The organism is Pseudoalteromonas sp. S1727 (assembly GCF_005886375.1).
In the GTDB taxonomy this organism is placed as follows: domain Bacteria; phylum Pseudomonadota; class Gammaproteobacteria; order Enterobacterales; family Alteromonadaceae; genus Pseudoalteromonas; species Pseudoalteromonas haloplanktis.
Genome location: NZ_PNDT01000080.1, coordinates 11379 through 28926, shown reverse-complemented (window position 1 = coordinate 28926; position 17548 = coordinate 11379). Strand labels below are relative to the sequence as shown.

14 protein-coding genes and 1 rRNA gene are annotated in these 17548 nt (G+C 40.4%); 8 read left to right on the top strand and 7 right to left on the bottom strand.

Going from position 1 to position 17548, the window contains the following annotated elements; genetic code table 11:
- Window positions 1-154: 154 nt before the first annotated feature.
- The 5 genes from rrf to adk all read left to right on the top strand — a co-directional run bounded on the left by rrf (window position 155) and on the right by adk (window position 5777).
- A 5S ribosomal RNA gene (gene rrf, locus CWB85_RS16600) occupies window positions 155-269 on the top strand.
- Between the two features lie 302 nt (window positions 270-571).
- Entirely contained in the window at window positions 572-1288 is a 717-nt protein-coding gene (locus CWB85_RS16595; protein ID WP_016709190.1) for an RluA family pseudouridine synthase, read from the top strand.
- Window positions 1289-1420: 132 nt separating this feature from the next.
- Window positions 1421-3334, top strand: coding sequence for a molecular chaperone HtpG (htpG, locus tag CWB85_RS16590; protein WP_016709191.1), 1914 nt, complete (start codon window positions 1421-1423; stop codon window positions 3332-3334).
- A 122-nt stretch (window positions 3335-3456) separates the two neighbouring features.
- Window positions 3457-4788, top strand: coding sequence for an IS1182 family transposase (locus CWB85_RS16585; RefSeq protein WP_138555485.1), 1332 nt, complete (start codon window positions 3457-3459; stop codon window positions 4786-4788).
- Between the two features lie 344 nt (window positions 4789-5132).
- The gene (adk, locus tag CWB85_RS16580; RefSeq protein ID WP_016709192.1) at window positions 5133-5777 is read left to right on the top strand and encodes an adenylate kinase; all 645 of its coding nucleotides are present in this window, start codon (window positions 5133-5135) and stop codon (window positions 5775-5777) included.
- 70 nt (window positions 5778-5847) lie between these two features.
- Here the strand turns inward: adk and tpx are convergent, their stop codons facing one another.
- Window positions 5848-6429: a thiol peroxidase gene (gene tpx / locus CWB85_RS16575; RefSeq protein ID WP_138555484.1), complete on the bottom strand. Its 582-nt coding sequence runs from the start codon at window positions 6427-6429 to the stop codon at window positions 5848-5850.
- Window positions 6430-6631: 202 nt separating this feature from the next.
- Here tpx and CWB85_RS16570 point away from each other — a divergent pair, with 202 nt between their 5' ends.
- A complete protein-coding gene (locus CWB85_RS16570) occupies window positions 6632-7636 on the top strand; it encodes a response regulator (protein ID WP_016709194.1) in 1005 nt (334 codons plus the stop codon).
- A gap of 4 nt (window positions 7637-7640) precedes the next feature.
- Window positions 7641-8612 (top strand): sensor domain-containing diguanylate cyclase, encoded by a 972-nt coding sequence (locus tag CWB85_RS16565; protein WP_016709195.1) that lies wholly within the window; start codon window positions 7641-7643, stop codon window positions 8610-8612.
- 53 nt (window positions 8613-8665) lie between these two features.
- Here the strand turns inward: CWB85_RS16565 and CWB85_RS16560 are convergent, their stop codons facing one another.
- The 4 genes from CWB85_RS16560 to CWB85_RS16545 all read right to left on the bottom strand — a co-directional run bounded on the left by CWB85_RS16560 (window position 8666) and on the right by CWB85_RS16545 (window position 14201).
- Window positions 8666-10180, bottom strand: a complete 1515-nt coding sequence (locus tag CWB85_RS16560) for a SpoVR family protein (RefSeq protein WP_138555483.1) — start codon at window positions 10178-10180, stop codon at window positions 8666-8668.
- 21 nt (window positions 10181-10201) lie between these two features.
- Window positions 10202-11488 carry a YeaH/YhbH family protein gene (locus CWB85_RS16555; RefSeq protein ID WP_016709197.1) on the bottom strand — a complete coding sequence of 429 codons (1287 nt, stop codon included), beginning with the start codon at window positions 11486-11488 and terminating at the stop codon, window positions 10202-10204.
- Window positions 11489-11518: 30 nt separating this feature from the next.
- Window positions 11519-13441, bottom strand: coding sequence for a PrkA family serine protein kinase (locus tag CWB85_RS16550; RefSeq protein WP_016709198.1), 1923 nt, complete (start codon window positions 13439-13441; stop codon window positions 11519-11521).
- 178 nt (window positions 13442-13619) lie between these two features.
- On the bottom strand, window positions 13620-14201 hold the full coding sequence (locus CWB85_RS16545) for a Fe-Mn family superoxide dismutase (protein WP_016709199.1): 582 nt from the start codon (window positions 14199-14201) through the stop codon (window positions 13620-13622).
- Between the two features lie 276 nt (window positions 14202-14477).
- Between CWB85_RS16545 and CWB85_RS16540 the strand changes: the two genes are divergently transcribed.
- Window positions 14478-14816 (top strand): Grx4 family monothiol glutaredoxin, encoded by a 339-nt coding sequence (locus CWB85_RS16540; RefSeq protein ID WP_016709200.1) that lies wholly within the window; start codon window positions 14478-14480, stop codon window positions 14814-14816.
- Between the two features lie 72 nt (window positions 14817-14888).
- Here CWB85_RS16540 and CWB85_RS16535 read toward each other — a convergent pair whose 3' ends face one another.
- Complete coding sequence (locus tag CWB85_RS16535) at window positions 14889-16199, bottom strand: sensor histidine kinase (protein ID WP_138555482.1); 1311 nt, start codon at window positions 16197-16199, stop codon at window positions 14889-14891.
- Window positions 16199-17527, bottom strand: coding sequence for a sigma-54-dependent transcriptional regulator (locus CWB85_RS16530; protein ID WP_138555481.1), 1329 nt, complete (start codon window positions 17525-17527; stop codon window positions 16199-16201). Before CWB85_RS16530 ends, CWB85_RS16535 begins: the two co-directional genes overlap by 1 nt.
- Window positions 17528-17548: the final 21 nt, after the last annotated feature.

Sequence of the window (17548 nt, the reverse complement as noted above, 5' to 3'; positions counted from 1 at the left end):
AGTAGTTAAGATTGTAGGTCGTGATTTATCGCGACAACTAAAGTAGATTTACTGACAGCCGTAAGCGATACGCTTTAAGTTGTAAGAAAACAATTATCAGATTTTTCCAGATTTTAATTAATTGGCTCGCAAGAGCGAATTAATACCAAATTTGCTTGGTGACAATAGCGTTTTGGACCCACCTGACCCCATGCCGAACTCAGTAGTGAAACGAAACAGCGCCGATGATAGTGTAGCATTTGCTATGTGAAAGTAGGTCATCGCCAGGCTCCAAATAAGAGAAACCCGTTACAGCGATGTAACGGGTTTTTTGTTGTCTGGGATAAAGTATAGCTGTCAGCGTTAAGCCGTCAGCTATCAGCCGCACAGTGTCAACCTGTACACCGTAGCGTGGGTTGAGTCTCTGACACCCACGGATTAAAGAACGCCACGACTAAGCCAGAGCTTTTTCTTTCATATATTTAAATAAGCTTTAAAATAGTGTAATCAAAACTTTTCTCACTTATCGCTAAATTTTAGTGCTAACTGCGTTATAAATTTCCATCTAGAACAACCCACGTCAAGGAATTAAATGTCTGATTGTAGTTCGAAACCTAAAATGGTCGTTGATGAGTTTATTGCACCGGTTTGCCGTGAGCATGTGGAAATCTTATATCAAGACGATGATATTTTAGTGATCAATAAACCTAGTGGGTTATTGAGTTTGTCCGGTAAGAATCCGGCTAATTGGGATTCTGTACACTATAGGTTAGTGCATGGTCAACCTGATATTACTGCTGCATTCCCAACAGCTAAGTTAATTCATAGATTAGATTTTGGCACCTCAGGCATAATGGTTGTTGGCCTTAATCCAGAATCAACTAAGCACCTAAATAAGCAGTTTCAAGCTGGGACAATTAAAAAGCACTATATAGCGATACTTGATGGTTGGTTATTAAATGACGCAGGCCAGATTAATGCTGCGATAGCTAAGGATAAATCACTCTTTCCATTAGTAAAAATTTGTAACGTGATGGGTAAAGTTGCAGTTAGTGACTATAGTGTATTAAAGCGCTTAACATCACCGCAGAGGACGTTAGTACAATTTACCCCTGTTACGGGGCGTACACACCAATTACGTATTCATAGTCATAGTATTGGGCACCCAATACTTGGTTGTGATCTATATAAAAACGAATCTAGCGAACAATTGGCTGAGCGTTTGCAATTGCATGCCAGTGATCTGTTTTTTGTGCACCCGCAAAGCTTAAAGAACATACATTTTCATTGCTCACAGCCATTTTCATAGCAACAATAAACGATCAAACTTTCATATTTCTCCATCTGTAGGTTACTTTTTTGCTCATTTGACTTGAAGTTAACAAACCGCGCCCCATATTAAGTGCATAACGCAGACACTTTGCAAATTGGAGATATATAAATGACTGCAGCACAAAAAGAAACATTAGGCTTTCAAACAGAAGTTAAACAATTACTAAACTTAATGATTCACTCACTGTATTCGAATAAAGAAATATTTTTACGTGAGCTTGTGTCTAATGCCTCAGACGCGGCAGATAAATTACGCTTTTTAGCACTTTCGAATGGTGATCTTTACCAAGGTGATGCGGATCTACGTGTACGCATTAGTGCAGATAAAGAAGCTAACACTGTGACTATTTCTGATAATGGTATTGGCATGACCCGTGATGAAGTGATCAGTTCATTAGGGACGATTGCTAAGTCAGGTACTGCTGAGTTCTTCAAAAACTTAACAGGTGATCAAAGCAAAGATTCGCAACTAATTGGTCAATTCGGTGTTGGTTTTTACTCTGCATTTATCGTTGCAGATCTAGTGACTGTGCGTACACGTAAAGCTGGTGAAGAAAAAGGTGTTGAGTGGCAATCACAAGGTGAAGGCGAATACACACTAGAAGAAATTGAAAAAGCTGGGCGTGGTACAGACATCATATTACATCTGCGTGAAGACGAAAAAGAATTTGCTGATGATTGGCGCTTGCGTAGTATTGTGACTAAATACTCGGATCATATTTCTACGCCGGTACAAATGTTTAAACCAGAAGTGCCTGAATCTGAAGGTGAAGATGGCGAGAAAATTCCAGCAGTCCCAGGTGAGTGGGAGAGCATTAACCGCGCCACTGCATTGTGGACACGTGATAAATCAGAGCTATCTGATGAAGAATATAAAGAATTTTACAAGCATGTAAGTCATGACTGGGAAGATCCACTTAGCTGGGCCCACAATAAAGTTGAAGGTAAAACTGAATACACAAGTCTACTGTATATTCCTAAAAAAGCCCCTTTTGATTTATGGAATCGTGACCGTCAAAGTGGTTTAAAGCTGTATGTGCAACGCGTGTTTGTAATGGATGACGCTGAGCAATTTATGCCTAGCTATTTACGTTTTGTGAAAGGTTTACTTGATTCTAATGACTTACCACTTAATGTATCGCGTGAAATCTTACAAGATAACAAAGTAACCCAAGCAATCCGTAAAGGTTGTACATCACGTACTTTAAAGCTGCTTGAGCGTATGGCAAAAAATAAGGCTGATGACTACCAAGTATTTTGGAACGAGTTTGGTCAAGTGATCAAAGAGGGTCCTGCTGAAGATGCCGCTAACAAAGAAGCGATTGCTAAATTACTGCGTTTCTCTTCAACACACACCGATGAGAAGGCACAAAATGTTTCATTAGAGCAATACGTTGAGCGTATGAACGAAGGGCAAGATGCGATTTACTACGTTGTTGCTGATTCATTCACTGCAGCGAAAAGCTCTCCACACTTAGAGATCTTCCGCAAGAAAGGTATCGAAGTACTGTTGATGAGCGACCGTGTTGATGAGTGGATGATGAGCCACTTAACAGAATTTGCTGAAAAGCCATTTAAGTCAATTACTCGTGGTGATTTAGATTTAGGTAATCTTGACGATGAAGAGACTAAAAAGGCGCAAGAAGAGTCTGAAAAAGAAGTTGCAGGCTTAGTCGACCGTATTAAGACAGTGCTTGGTGAGAGTGTTAAAGACGTACGCTTTACGCATCGTCTAACAGACTCTCCAGCATGTGTGGTTGCAGATGACAACGATATGAGCTCACAAATGCAAAAGCTAATGGAGTCTGTTGGCCAAGCAGCTCCTGAAGCTAAACCTATTTTTGAGCTTAACCCTGAGCATCAACTTGTTAAGCACTTAAATGTTGAGCAAGATGAAGATAAATTTGCTCAATGGTCACATGTACTACTTGATCAAGCATTGCTTGCAGAGCGTGGGACATTAAAAGACCCTGCAGGTTTTGTGACTCGTCTAAATAAATTAATGCTAGACTTGAGCAAGTAATTACTCAAACAGTCACATTTTTATAAAAAAGGAACTTAGGTTCCTTTCAGACTGTTGAAAAAGGGCTAGACATAGATCGAGCCCTTTGATCTAATAAGCAGAGTGAATTTGGAGAGTTCATTATGCTTAGAGATAAAACCCCGCAACAACATGAATTAGAAATGGTCGCGATTGACCAACTTGTTCCACAAGACCACTTAGTACGACTCGTAGACTTCGCTATCGACTTTGAATTCATACGTAATGAAGTCGCCCACTTATATTGCAAAAATAATGGCCGACCAGCCGTAGACCCTGTCCGCTTTTTTAAATACCTATTCTTAGGTTACTTGTTTGGTATTCAAAGTGAGCGCCGCCTTATTAAAGAAGTGCAAGTGAATGTTGCATACCGCTGGTTCTTAGGTTTAGGGCTCACCGATGACGTTATCCATCACTCGACAGTGAGCCAAAACCGTGTAAAACGCTTTAAAGACAGCGGTATTTATCAATCGATTTTCGACAATATAGTTCGCCAAGCGATGAAGCAAGGGCTCATTGGAGGGCATAGTTTATTTGCAGACAGCACCCACTTAAAAGCCAATGCCAATAAACGCCGTTATGACATTGAAGACTTAAAAGTCAGCCCCTCAGTGTATGTTGAGCAGCTTAATGAAGCGGTGATAAAAGACAGGGAAGCCGAAGGAAAAAAGCGCCTGAAGTATGAGGAAAAGGAGCCTTGTACAAAACCAACCAAAGTAAGCCGAACTGACCCAGACAGTGGGTTTATGGTGCGTGATGAAAAGCCAAAAGGATTTTTCTATTTAGACCATAGGGTTGTGGATGGCAAACACGGAATTATCGTTGATACACATGCCACAGCAGGTAATGTGCATGACAGTCAACCCATCATACAACGCTTAGACCGCGTACTTGATACGTTTGAACTCAACCCCATCGCGGTTGGGTTAGATGCAGGGTACTTTACAGCCGCAGTGTGCCATAACTTAGAAGAACGACAACTCATTGGTGTCCTGGGTTATCGACGGCCAAATAAAAAGAAAGGCTATTTCGCAAAGCGAGAACACAGCTACGACGTAGACACCGATACATACACATGCCCACAAGGCGAAATACTGATTTATAACACCACAAACCGACTAGGATATCGGCAATACCACTCAACCCCGCAGACATGTAAAGACTGTCCAGTGCGGTCGCGATGCACAAACAGTAAAAACCATACCAAAGTAATTACACGGCATGTGTGGCAAGCAAGTGTAGAGGCAGCAAATGAAATACGGCTGAGTGAATGGGGTAAAAAACGATACAAACGACGAGGTGAAACAGTCGAAAGAAGTTTCGCGGATGCAAAACAACATCACGGGCACCGTTATTGTAGATACAGAGGAATTAAAAAGGTCAGTGCAGCGGCCTGTCAGAATATGAAGAAAATGGCGTTAATGAAGGCAGCATAGCTCAATATGAGCGTAATAAATCTCAAAATCCCTCTAAAAACCCGTCATACGGCGGTAAATTCAAGAAAAGTCACATCAGCACTAAAATGCAAAGAATAATAATAACAACAGAAAAATATCGCGATCGCAGCCTTCGGCTGCTCAAAAATAATAAACCCTGCAAAAAAGCAGGGTTTATCGTCAATCTGAAAGGAACTTAGGTTCCTTTTTTTATAATTTCAATCTAGTCAATTGGTATAAGTTGCTTGAGTATCGGCGGCGCTTATGGAAGAATTCAGGCTTTAAAATAAATTATACTGATTTGCTGATGTTTATAGTGAACAGTATCAACCGAGGACAATGATATGCGCATTATTCTTTTGGGCGCGCCGGGTGCGGGTAAAGGCACTCAAGCTCAGTTTTTGATGGACAAGTACGGTATTCCACAGATCTCTACTGGTGATATGTTGCGTGCTGCAATTAAAGAAGGCACGCCACTGGGTTTAGAAGCAAAGAAAGTAATGGATGCAGGTCAGCTAATTTCTGATGACATCATCATTGGTCTAGTTAAGGAACGTATTACTAAAGCAGATTGTGAGAAAGGTTTTTTACTTGATGGCTTCCCACGCACCATTCCACAAGCTGATGCAATGAAAGAAAATGGCGTAGTAGTTGATCACGTTATTGAGTTTGATGTTGCTGATGAAATTATAGTTGATCGTATGGGTGGACGTCGTGTACATCCTGGTTCTGGTCGTGTTTATCACGTTGTTTACAACCCACCAAAAGTGGAAGGTAAAGACGATGTAACAGGTGAAGACCTAATTATCCGCGCAGATGATACAGAAGAAACAGTACGTAAGCGTTTAGGTATTTACCATGAACAAACAATGCCATTGGTTGATTATTACCAAGCAGAAGCGAAAGCGGGTAATACCCAATACCATAAATTAGACGGTACACAAGCTGTTGAAGCTGTTAATCAGCAACTTGCTGAATTATTAGGCTAATTAACCATCATTTAGGTTAATTAAAAAAACCGCCGATTGGCGGTTTTTTTTATGAGTACGATTTGCAAAGTTATAATGAATTTAAAGCACTAATAACTGGATCATAGTTAGGCTCAGTCGATAAATCAGCGACTAACTGTTTATAAACGACCTTATGGCTGGCGTCCAAAACAAAGACAGCACGAGTCAGGAGTCCCATGTCCTTAATGATCAGTCCATAATTTTGACCAAAGTCACGCCATACTGAATCAGAAAGTGTTGTAACTTTATCTATGTTCTCTGCTTTGCAAAAACGTTTTTGTGCAAAGGGTAAATCAGCACTGATAGTAAGCATGGCGATATTTGGAAATTGCGAAGCCACTTTTTCGTTAAAATGTTTGGTTTGAATACTACACACCCCAGTATCCAGGCTAGGCACGACGCTTATTAAAATAGCCTTACCTTGATAATCCGCTAATGTGATGGGTGTAAATGAGCCATCAACTACTTTGAAGTCTGGCGCTTTATCACCAAGGCTTACACCTTGCCCTAATAACGTGATTGGTTTTGACTGCACTGATACTTTGCCAGCATCTAAGGTGTTTTCGGTCATATCCGCAGCAAAAGCCATCGAACAAAAGGCACTAAAAGCAAAAGTAAGCGAACGAAGCATAAGGTATTTCCTTTAGAATTAACGCAATTAGCGTGAGTGTATTATAATCACCTATAGACACCAAGTGTTTAGTGCAATTTAAAATTGTAATGCATGGTTACATTGATTAACATGATGCAGTGATAAGTTTGTACCTTACTAATAAAAATAAAAGCACATTGGCTTGATATATGCGGCCAATGTAAGCGATCAGAGAGAGACTATGTCAACATCGGTTCTTATTTGTGATGATTCTAAGCTTGCGCGCCGTCAGTTAGCTCGTTCGTTGCCCGATGATTGGGATATTAAAGTTGAGTTTGCTGAGGATGGGGTGCACTGTATTGAGCAGATTAAAGCGTTAAGTCCTGAAATTCTATTTCTTGATTTAAATATGCCACAAATGGATGGCTATGAAGTACTGCAAGCAATCCAAAAGCAAGGCTTAAACGTTTTAACTGTGGTGGTCTCCGGCGATATTCAGCCGAATGCGCATCAACGAGTGATTGAACTTGGTGCGATAGATTTTATTCAAAAGCCCTGCGATGCACAAAAACTCGCTGAAATTATCGAACATCATGGTATTAAAGATAAAGCCATGCGTGAACGGCTATCACATCGTTTAGGGGAGCAAGTTGACCCTGATGTGAGAGATATCTATCAAGAACTTACAAATATTGCTATGGGTCAAGCAGGAGATCTACTTGCTCGTTTACTGAATGTATTTGTTGAGTTGCCTATTCCGAATGTTAATATTCTTGAAGTCAATGAATTAGATATGGCACTGCGCTCAATTGACGCGAATGCGTCGACTTCTGGCGTGTGCCAAGGTTTTATTGGCGGTGGGGTTTCTGGTGAAGCCTTGTTATTACTGAATGATTCAAGCTTTAAAGAAATCGCGTCCTTAATGGATTATCAAGGTGAGCTTAATAATAAAGTTGAGCTGGAGTTACTAATGGACATTAGTAACATTCTTATCGGTGCAATTTTAACTGGTTTATCGCGTCAATTAGATATGACGTTTAGTCAAGGGCACCCAGTTGTACTTGGACAACATTGTGATGTAGCTGATTTAGTGAAAGCAAATAAATCACGTTGGCAACGTACTTTAGCCATAGAAATTAGCTATGGTATTGAAGACCACAATATAAATTGTGATCTAATGCTGTTGTTTACAGAAGATTCACTAAAAACGTTGAAGTACAAAGTTGCTTACCTATTAGAAGACTAACACTATGCCTGCTGCTGATTTTAATATGAATGAGATCCATTGGTTAATGGATATGTTTAACACCGTCGATATTGGTTTAGTGGTGCTAGACAGAGATTATAAAGTGTGTATTTGGAATGGCTTTATGGAAAACCATTCCGGTATGTTACCCAGTGCAGTGAAAGATAAAGATCTGTTTGATTTATTTCCATCAATAGACGAAAAATGGTTTCGTAGTAAATCTGAGTCAGTGTTTATTTTAAAAAACCGCTCATTTACGATTTGGGAGCAGCAGCCCTATATTTTTCGTTTTAAAAACTATCGACCAATTACCGGCAAAGCCGATCACATGTATCAAAACGCAACGTTTATTCCGCTTTCTAATACGATGGGTGAAGTAGGGCACATTTGCATCATAATTTATGATGTTACTGATGTAGCTGTTAATAAAAAAGAGCTGGAAGAAGTTAATCGTAAATTGGAACAAGTAAGTCGAACTGATGCGCTGACACAACTAGCTAATCGCGGTCATTGGGAGAACACCCTTCGCCAAGAGTTTCTACGTATAAAACGCAGTGCTGGTTGCAGTACACTATTAATGTTTGATATCGACCACTTTAAAAAAGTAAATGATGAATACGGCCATCGCTGTGGTGACGAAGCACTTCGCAACATAGCCGATTTATTGCGTAAGACATTGCGTGAAACTGATATTGCAGGGCGCTACGGCGGCGAAGAATTTGCAGTGACCTTACTAGATACAGATCGCCAAGGTGCTGAAATATTTGCAGAGCGCCTACGTAGCCTGGTTGAAAATTCCTCTATTTACTTTGATGGACAGCAAATTAAAATGACAGTGAGTATTGGTTTTGCATGTTTTCAAACGCATTTTGAGCGATATGAAAAATGGATTGAAGCGGCAGATAAAGCACTTTATTTTTCCAAAGAAAATGGTAGAAATTGTGTCACTGCTTATCAGGATTTAAATGAATCGTAATACAAAAAATGACGCAACAGCGTCATTTTCTTTATCACTCGGTTGCTTGAATATTACTGCGTAGTATGACGAGAATCATCTGATGGGCACTGTCCAAGAGTCGTGATTTCACCGGTGGGCAACTCTTGCTCAAGCTTTACTTTAAACCCCCACAGTCTGTAAAGGTGTTTTAATACCTCATCATGAGACTTTGCTAGTGGGATATTTTGGTGTGGCACATAGCGTAAGGTTAAAGAACGATCTCCCCTAATATCTACATCGAACACTTGAATGTTAGGCTCATGATTACTTAAGTTATATTGTGCCGAAAGTGCCGTTCGTACGGCGTGATAGCCGTTTTCATCATGTATAGCACCAATGTGTAAGTTTGGATCTTTTTCGTGATCGATAATAGTGAACAGCTTAAAATCACGGATTAATTTAGGCGATAGAAATTGGCTGATGAAACTCTCATCTTTAAAGTTTTCCATCGCAAAATGCAAGGTATCTAGCCAATTACTACCTGCATAGTCAGGAAACCATCGTCTATCTTCCTCGGTTGGGTTTTCGCAGATACGGCGAATATCTACCATCATATTAAAGCCCAATGCATAAGGGTTAATACCTGAGTAATAATTGCTATTATAAGGGGGTTGGTAAACTACATTAGTATGGCTTTGTAAAAACTCCAGCATAAATGAATCGGTGAGTTTTCCTTCATCGTATAAGTGGTTCAAAATTGTATAATGCCAAAATGTCGCCCAGCCTTCATTCATCACTTGGGTTTGTTTTTGCGGATAAAAATATTGGGAAATTTTCCGTACAATACGGATTACTTCTCGTTGCCAAGATTCGAGTAATGGGGCATTTTTTTCAATAAAATAAAGTATGTTTTCTTGCGGTTCAGAGGGAAAGTGCCGCTCGCGCTTTTTAGTTTCTTGTTGATGTGATGGAATAGTACGCCAAAGTTCGTTTACTTGCGATTGCAGGTAATCCTCACGCTCTTGCTGGCGCTTTTGCTCTTCAAATAAAGATATTTGTTGAGGACGCTTATAACGATCAACGCCATAGTTCATAAGGGCATGACATGAGTCTAGGAGGTTTTCGACCTCATCAATGCCATACTTTTCTTCACAACGAGCAATGTAGTTTTTTGCAAATAACAAGTAATCAATAATTGAACTGGCATCGGTCCACGTTTTAAATAAGTAATTTCCTTTAAAAAATGAGTTATGGCCATAACATGCATGTGCCATAACCAGTGCCTGCATAGGCAGGGTGTTTTCTTCCATTAAGTAAGCAATACAGGGATCTGAATTAATAACAATCTCATACGCTAAACCCATTTGCCCGCGTTTGTAGTTTTGTTCTGTTTGAATAAACTTTTTACCATAAGACCAGTGGCTGTAACCAATAGGCATACCAACGCTAGAATAGGCATCCATCATTTGTTCTGCGGTGATCACCTCGATTTGATTAACGTAGGTATCGAGACGATAATGCTCGGCCACACGGGCTATTTCGTCTTGGTATTGTTGCAGTAACTCAAATGTCCAATCTGGCCCATCACTCATTCGTTTATCGGTCATATAAATACCTCGCTGTGCAACTTATGCTGCACCTTGGTGTTGACGACTCTTTTTAAATAGCTCACGGAAAATAGGGTAAATATCCTCAACATTACGAATGTGTTGGATAGCAAAATTGTCATGAGTTTGACAAATATTTTGGTATTCACGCCATAGACTTTGATGAGCTCGGGTAGTGATCTCAATGTAGGCGTAGTAACGCACATCTTTTAAGAGCTTGTTACGCAAAATTTCACCGCATTGCGGTGAGTCATCAGCCCAATTGTCGCCATCAGACGCTTGCGCAGCATAGACATTCCACTCACCTGCGTTATAGCGCTCTTGTATGATTTCATGCATTAGTTTAAGTGCACTAGATACAATTGTGCCCCCTGTTTCTTGAGAATAGAAAAACTCTTGCTCATCCACTTCTTTAGCTTGGGTGTGATGGCGGATATACACCACTTCAATATCTTTGTAACTGCGCGTTAAAAATTGATAAAGCAATATATAAAAGCGCTTTGCCATATCTTTAGTTGCTTGGTCCATTGAGCCTGAGACATCCATAATACAAAACATCACTGCTTTACTCGTTGGGTGTGGCTGCTTTTCATAATTACGAAAACGCAGGTCGTAGTTGTCAATAAACGGAACTGCGTCTATACGCTTTTGTAATGCAGCAATTTCTTGCTCAAGTAAAGCAATGGCGGCGATATCTGGTTTGCCCTCAGCCATTAATAAAGCTAGTTGCATCTGTAATTCAGCCAATTGCCGCTTTTTACCGGCAGTCATTGCTACACGCCTTGCCAATGAACCTTGTAAAGAGCGCACTATATCAATGTTACTTGGCATGCCATCACTGCAAAAACCAGCGCGATGGGTCTTCATTTGCACCAGCTTATCTAACTGGTTCTGTTGTAAATTAGGCAGCTCTAAATCTTCAAACAGTAAATCTAAGTACTCGTCTTTAGATATTGAGAATACAAAATCATCCTGGCCTTCACCGGAATCACTCGCTTCACCTTCGCCCGCGCCACCACTGCCTTGCCCCCCTTGCGGGCGTTTAATTTTATCCCCGGTGGAAAATTGATCATTCCCCGGATGTATTTGTTCACGGTTACCGCCTTTTCCTTGATGAAAAGTTGGCTCACTGATATCCCGCTGTGGGATTGTGATACTTTCTCCACTACTGGTATCAGTGACGCTACGCTTATTTATCGCATCGGATACCGCCTCTTTTATTTGTTTTTTATAGCGCCTGATAAAACGTTGACGATTTAACGTGCTCTTATTCTTACCGTTCAGGCGACGGTCTATAAAATGCGCCATAAAGCCCCCTAAAATACTTCAGTTTGATTGTTATTGTGATTTACGCACTCGTAAATACCACTCAGATAACAAACGTACTTGTTTTTGGGTATAGCCTTTTTCTACCATGCGATTAACAAAATCCTCGTGTTTTTTCTGATCTTCTGCGGATGTTTTCGCGTTGAAAGAAATAACCGGCAATAGATCTTCTGTGTTTGAGAACATTTTTTTCTCAATCACAGTGCGTAGTTTTTCGTAGCTGGTCCACAGAGGGTTTTTTCCGTTGTTGTGCGCTCGCGCTCGAAGTACAAAGTTGACTATTTCATTGCGGAAGTCTTTTGGATTTGAAATACCCGCTGGCTTTTCAATTTTTTCAAGTTCAGCATTGAGTGCCTCACGGTTAAATAGTTGGCCAGTATCCGGATCGCGATACTCTTGGTCTTGGATCCAAAAGTCGGCATAAGTGACGTAACGGTCAAAAATGTTTTGCCCGTACTCAGAGTAAGACTCTAAGTACGCAGTTTGTAATTCTTTACCAATAAACTCGACATATTGCGGAATTAAATAGCCTTTTAAATGACTCAAATAACGTTCTTCCACGTCGGCTGAGAATTGTTCGCGCTCAATTTGCTGTTCTAACACGTAGAACAAATGCACTGGGTTAGCGGCAACTTCAAGGGTATCAAAGTTAAATACGCGCGATAAAATTTTAAACGCAAAGCGGGTTGAAAGCCCAGTCATGCCCTCATCAACACCAGCGTAATCACGATACTCTTGGTAAGACTTTGCTTTTGGATCGGTGTCTTTTAAGCTTTCACCATCATAGACCCGCATTTTTGAGTAGATACTGGAATTTTCTGGATCTTTTAAGCGCGACAAAGTAGTGAATTTTGCCAATGTTTCCAGTGTTCCAGGAGCACACGGGGCATTATATAATTCACTGTGTTCTAATAGTTTATCGTAAATTTTCACTTCTTCTGAAACGCGTAAGCAATAAGGTACTTTGACGATATATACTCGGTCTAAAAATGCTTCATTGTTTTTGTTGTTTTTAAACGTTTGCCACTCTGATTCATTTGAGTGGGCCAAAATCATCCCGCTGAAGGGCAGTGCGCTGATCCCTTCTGTGCCATTATAGTTGCCTTCTTGGGTGGCTGTTAATAATGGGTGTAAGACTTTGATTGGTGCTTTAAACATTTCAACAAACTCCATTAAACCTTGATTAGCAAGGCATAATGAACCTGAATAAGCATACGCATCCGCATCATTTTGAGCGTAGTGCTCTAATTTGCGAATATCTACTTTACCAACCAGTGCAGAAATATCTTGATTGTTTTCATCCCCTGGCTCAGTTTTTGCGATGGCTATTTGGTTCAAGATAGAGGGATAGCGTTTAACTACCTTGAATTGGCTAATATCACCATTAAACTCAGATAAGCGTTTAGTGGCCCACGGCGACATGATGGTTTTTAAATAACGGGGTTTAATGCCGTATTCTTTTTCCATCAGTTCTGCGTCTTCATTTGGATCAAATAACGACAGTGGGTGGTCATTAACAGGCGACCCTTTAATTGAATAAATAGGCACTTGTTGCATTAAATACTTAAGCTTTTCGGCAATGGAAGACTTGCCACCACCAACGGGGCCAAGTAAGTAGAGCACTTGTTTGCACTCTTCAAGGCCTTGTGCCGCATGTTTTAGGTAGGATACGATTTGCTCAATGGCATCCTCCATACCGTAAAAGTCATTAAAAGCGGGGTAGCGGGCAACTACTCGATTTGAAAATAACCGACTTAAACGGGCATCTTTGGATGTGTCGATCATTTCGGGTTCGCCAATGGCAGTTAATAATCGTTCAGGTGCACTGGCGTAAGCCGATTTATCAGTTTTACAAATTTCTAAGAACTCAGCGATACTGTACTCTTCTTCTTGTGCCGCTTCGTATCGTGCTTGGTAATGCTCAAAAATACTCATGGAGACCTCCAAAAACCTGCTTAAACTAGGTGCTTACAAATTTAAAAAGTAGCAAAGGTTATTTAAAGCTTAGTCATGAATTTAGATTTTTGTGCAATAAAATTAAAAATTTATGTTAGAAAATAAAAAAGACGCCGTAGCGTCTTTTAAATTAAGCTTGCTCGAATCGAGCAATTAATTATGCGAAGTTAGCGTTCGCGAATTCCCAGTTAACAAGCGACCAGAAAGCTTTTAAGTAATCTGGACGAACGTTACGGAAATCGATGTAGTAAGCATGTTCCCACAGATCCACTGTTAGGATCGGTGTTACACCTTCTTGTGTTAGTGGTGTTGCAGCGTTAGACGTATTAACGATGTCTAAAGAACCATCTGCTAATTTAACTAACCAAGTCCAGCTTGAACCGAAGTTGTTAACTGCTTTGTCATCAAAAGCTGCTTGGAATGCTTCAAACGAACCCCATTTAGCATTGATAGCATCTGCAACCGCGCCCGTTGCTGCGCCACCGCCATTTGGAGATAAGCTGTTCCAGTAGAAAGTGTGGTTCCAGATCTGTGCTGCATTGTTAAATACACCACCTTCTGAAGAGCAAACTACTTCTTCAAGTGTTTTATTTTCGAATTCAGTACCACCTACTAAACCGTTAAGTTTTACAACGTATGTATTGTGGTGTTTGCCGTGGTGAAACTCGAGTGTTTCTTGTGAAATATGTGGCTCAAGTGCGTTAATTGCATATGGTAGTGACGGTAGTTCAAATGCCATTTTTTATCTCCATCTTCTTTTGGTTGATAGTCCAAATAGTAATAGGTAATACCTGTTCAAACAGAGTAGTTGCCTATACCAAATGGGATTATAGTGTTACTATAATTGTTGAGTATTTTACTCAAGTTTTAGCAAACAGCAATGCTAAACAGCAGTGCAAATGCAAGACTATTTAGATTGCGGCTATATTTGCCCACTTTAAGACACATATATGAGGCTAAATGAAAATTTTTCAAGCCTTGATATGTTCAGCTATCGTCACTTTTGAGGTTGTAGATGGAAACCATTGATAAAATTAAACAACAGATTTCTGAAAATCCAATTATCCTTTATATGAAAGGCTCGCCTAAACTACCAAATTGTGGTTTTTCTTCACAAGCGTCTCAAGCACTTATGTCATGCGGTGAGCCGTTTGCTTATGTTGACATTTTACTCAACCCAGATATCCGTGCCGAACTTCCTGCTTACGCTAATTGGCCAACATTCCCTCAGTTGTGGGTGGAAGGTGAGTTAATTGGTGGCTGTGATATCATTATTGAAATGTTTCAACGTGGTGAATTACAACCACTGATCACAGAAACTGCAGCCAAATATAAAGAAGCTGATGCCGAATAATTTTTGTGCTTTATGCTAATTTAGTGAAAAGCCGCTTAGTAGCGGCTTTTTTGTGGCATTTTATAAGACTGTTCACACACTAGGCAAAATTACATGGATATTAAGCCCGCCACTGTTACGATTATGTAAGCTAATTTGACCATGGTGTGCTTCAACTATTTCACGGCATAACGCAAGTCCTAAGCCGCTACCCGTTACTTTGGTTGAATAAAATGGGATCAAAGCATTTGCCATTACTTGCTCACTCATACCTTTACCTTGATCACTTACGCTGATATGGGTACCTTTGGTATCTTGTGAAATACAGACGCTCACCTGCTCGGGGGCAGAGCCAGATTCGTGGGCATTTTTGAGTAAGTTGATCAATAACTGTTCTATTTGAGTTGGATCAGCAAGCGTGGTTACATCTTTGTTTATTTCGAGTATAAACTGCCATTGGCGCTGTAATTGTTCCAGTAATACTGGCCAATCAAGTGTAATGACTTGTGGTGTTGGTAATTTTGCAAACTTACCATAGCCTTGGACAAACTCATTAAGGTGTTTGATACGCTCTGAGATGGTTTCAAAAACCCGCTTAAGCCTTGGTTCGTTCAGGTTTTCACTGAGTAACTGGCCGCTGTGTAACATTGATGACATGGGGCCAAGCGAGTTATTGAGCTCATGACTAATAATACGAATGACTTTTTTCCACACCTCAACTTCTTGACGACTCAGTTCTCGAGTCAATTGTTTAAATACATATAAATAATGATATTGATTATTTAGCAATAATTTACCTGTTGATAAATGCCATGCTTGGGCTTCTTGATTCTCTGCTTCTAGAGTAAATAAACCATCACTACCACGCTGTAATGCTTGGCTTAATTGTGGGTGAGCATTAGTAAGTAATTGCTCAAATTGACTGCCTTCAAGGGCCGTTTTCGCGTTAAAAAGATCCCGAGCACTGTAGTTACTGTAAACAATAAAGCCTTTATCATTTTTTAAAAGGACGGCTTGCGGTGAACTTTGCAGCACTTTATCAAGCATTAACTCGCGTTGATAAATCCATTGTTTTTCTTGGCGTAGTTGCTTTGCACTTTGATTATACAGCTGACACAATCGGCCTAATTCATCATTGTTGTTATAGGCAAGTTGAGTGGTTAGTTCACCATCTTTAAGGTTAAGTAATCCTGTTTCTAACGAGTGCATACCTTGCACTGTGGAGCGACAGAGCCGAAATGACACATAACTGGCTATCAGCACAGTCAAAAGTGTATTTACACCAATTAAAAGCCAGTCTAACTGTGTTAACCAACTGATTATCCAAACCGGAATAATGGCTGATATGTTACATAACAACATAAGCTTGGTGGTGATAGATAAAAAGAATTTATTGCTTTGCATCAATAATCGATCTCAAATTTTTGTAAACGTCGGTACAATGCCTGACGACTTAAACCAAACTGGCGAGCTACTTTGGCGATAACACCTTGATGCTCACGCATTGCTTCTTCTAAAGCTAATTTTGTGGGTTCTTGTTTTGTCGGCTGAGCGTGGCTAGTGAGCGATTGCAGGGCGAAATCATCAAGGGTAATATCACCATCTGGTTTGAGTACCGCAACACGTTTACAGGCATTTTCAAGCTCACGAACATTGCCAGGCCATGGGTGTGCAAGTAAACCTTGTTCGATCGCAATTGATAGCTCTCGATCACCTAGAAAATGTTTGGCAAGTGTTAAAATATCGTCAGGGCGCTGTGCTAAATTTGGTAAATTGAGCTCAATGACATTGAGACGATAATATAAATCTTCACGAAAGCGTCCGGCACGAATAGCCGCTTTTAAGTCTTCATTGGTGGCGGAAATAACCCGAACATTTACTTGTTGTGTTTTTGTTGAGCCGAGTCGCTCAAACTCACCGGTTTGCAAAACGCGTAATAACTTCATTTGTCCAGATAACGGTAAGTTACCTATTTCATCTAAAAATAGTGTGCCGCCATCGGCGGCTTCAAAGCGGCCAATTCGTTGTTTGGTGATACCAGTGTACGCCCCAGCTTCAGCACCGAATAACTCAGCTTCAATTAAATCCTGGGGCAGGGCACCGGCATTAATGGTTAAAAATGGCGCATGCTTTAAATGAGAGTTAGCTTGGATAATCTGTGCAATGCGCTCTTTGCCACTCCCATTTGCGCCAGTGATCAGCACAGATACATCTGATTTTGCCACTTGGATTGCCATATTGAGCACTTTTTCCATTGCGGTACTTTGATAAACCAAACCAACTAAATCGGCATCGGCTAAACTGGCTGTGCGTTCTTGCTGGTGGCGAGCATAAGTGGCATTTTGTTGTTTTGTATGGCCAAGCTCGATTAGGTTATTTACACAGATCAGTAATTTGCTATCGTCCCAAGGCTTGGGTAAATAATCGGCGGCACCGGCTTTAACCAGTTCAACTGCTGTTGCAAGTTCTGTCCACGCGGTGATCAAAATAATCGGTAAGAGTGGGTTAAGTTTTCGTAATTGGTAAAATAACACCTTGCCTTCTTCACCTGAGGTGGTGTCATTACTAAAATTCATATCTTGGATAACGAGTGAGATACGTTGATATTGCACTATTTGTAACGCTTCAAGCGGGGTTTTTGCCGTGACCACCTGATAGTCATGAATTTCTAATAGTAATGACAAGGCTTCTAAAATAGCGGGATTGTCATCGACAATAAGTATTTTTTCCATGTGAATTTAATCGCTGTTTAT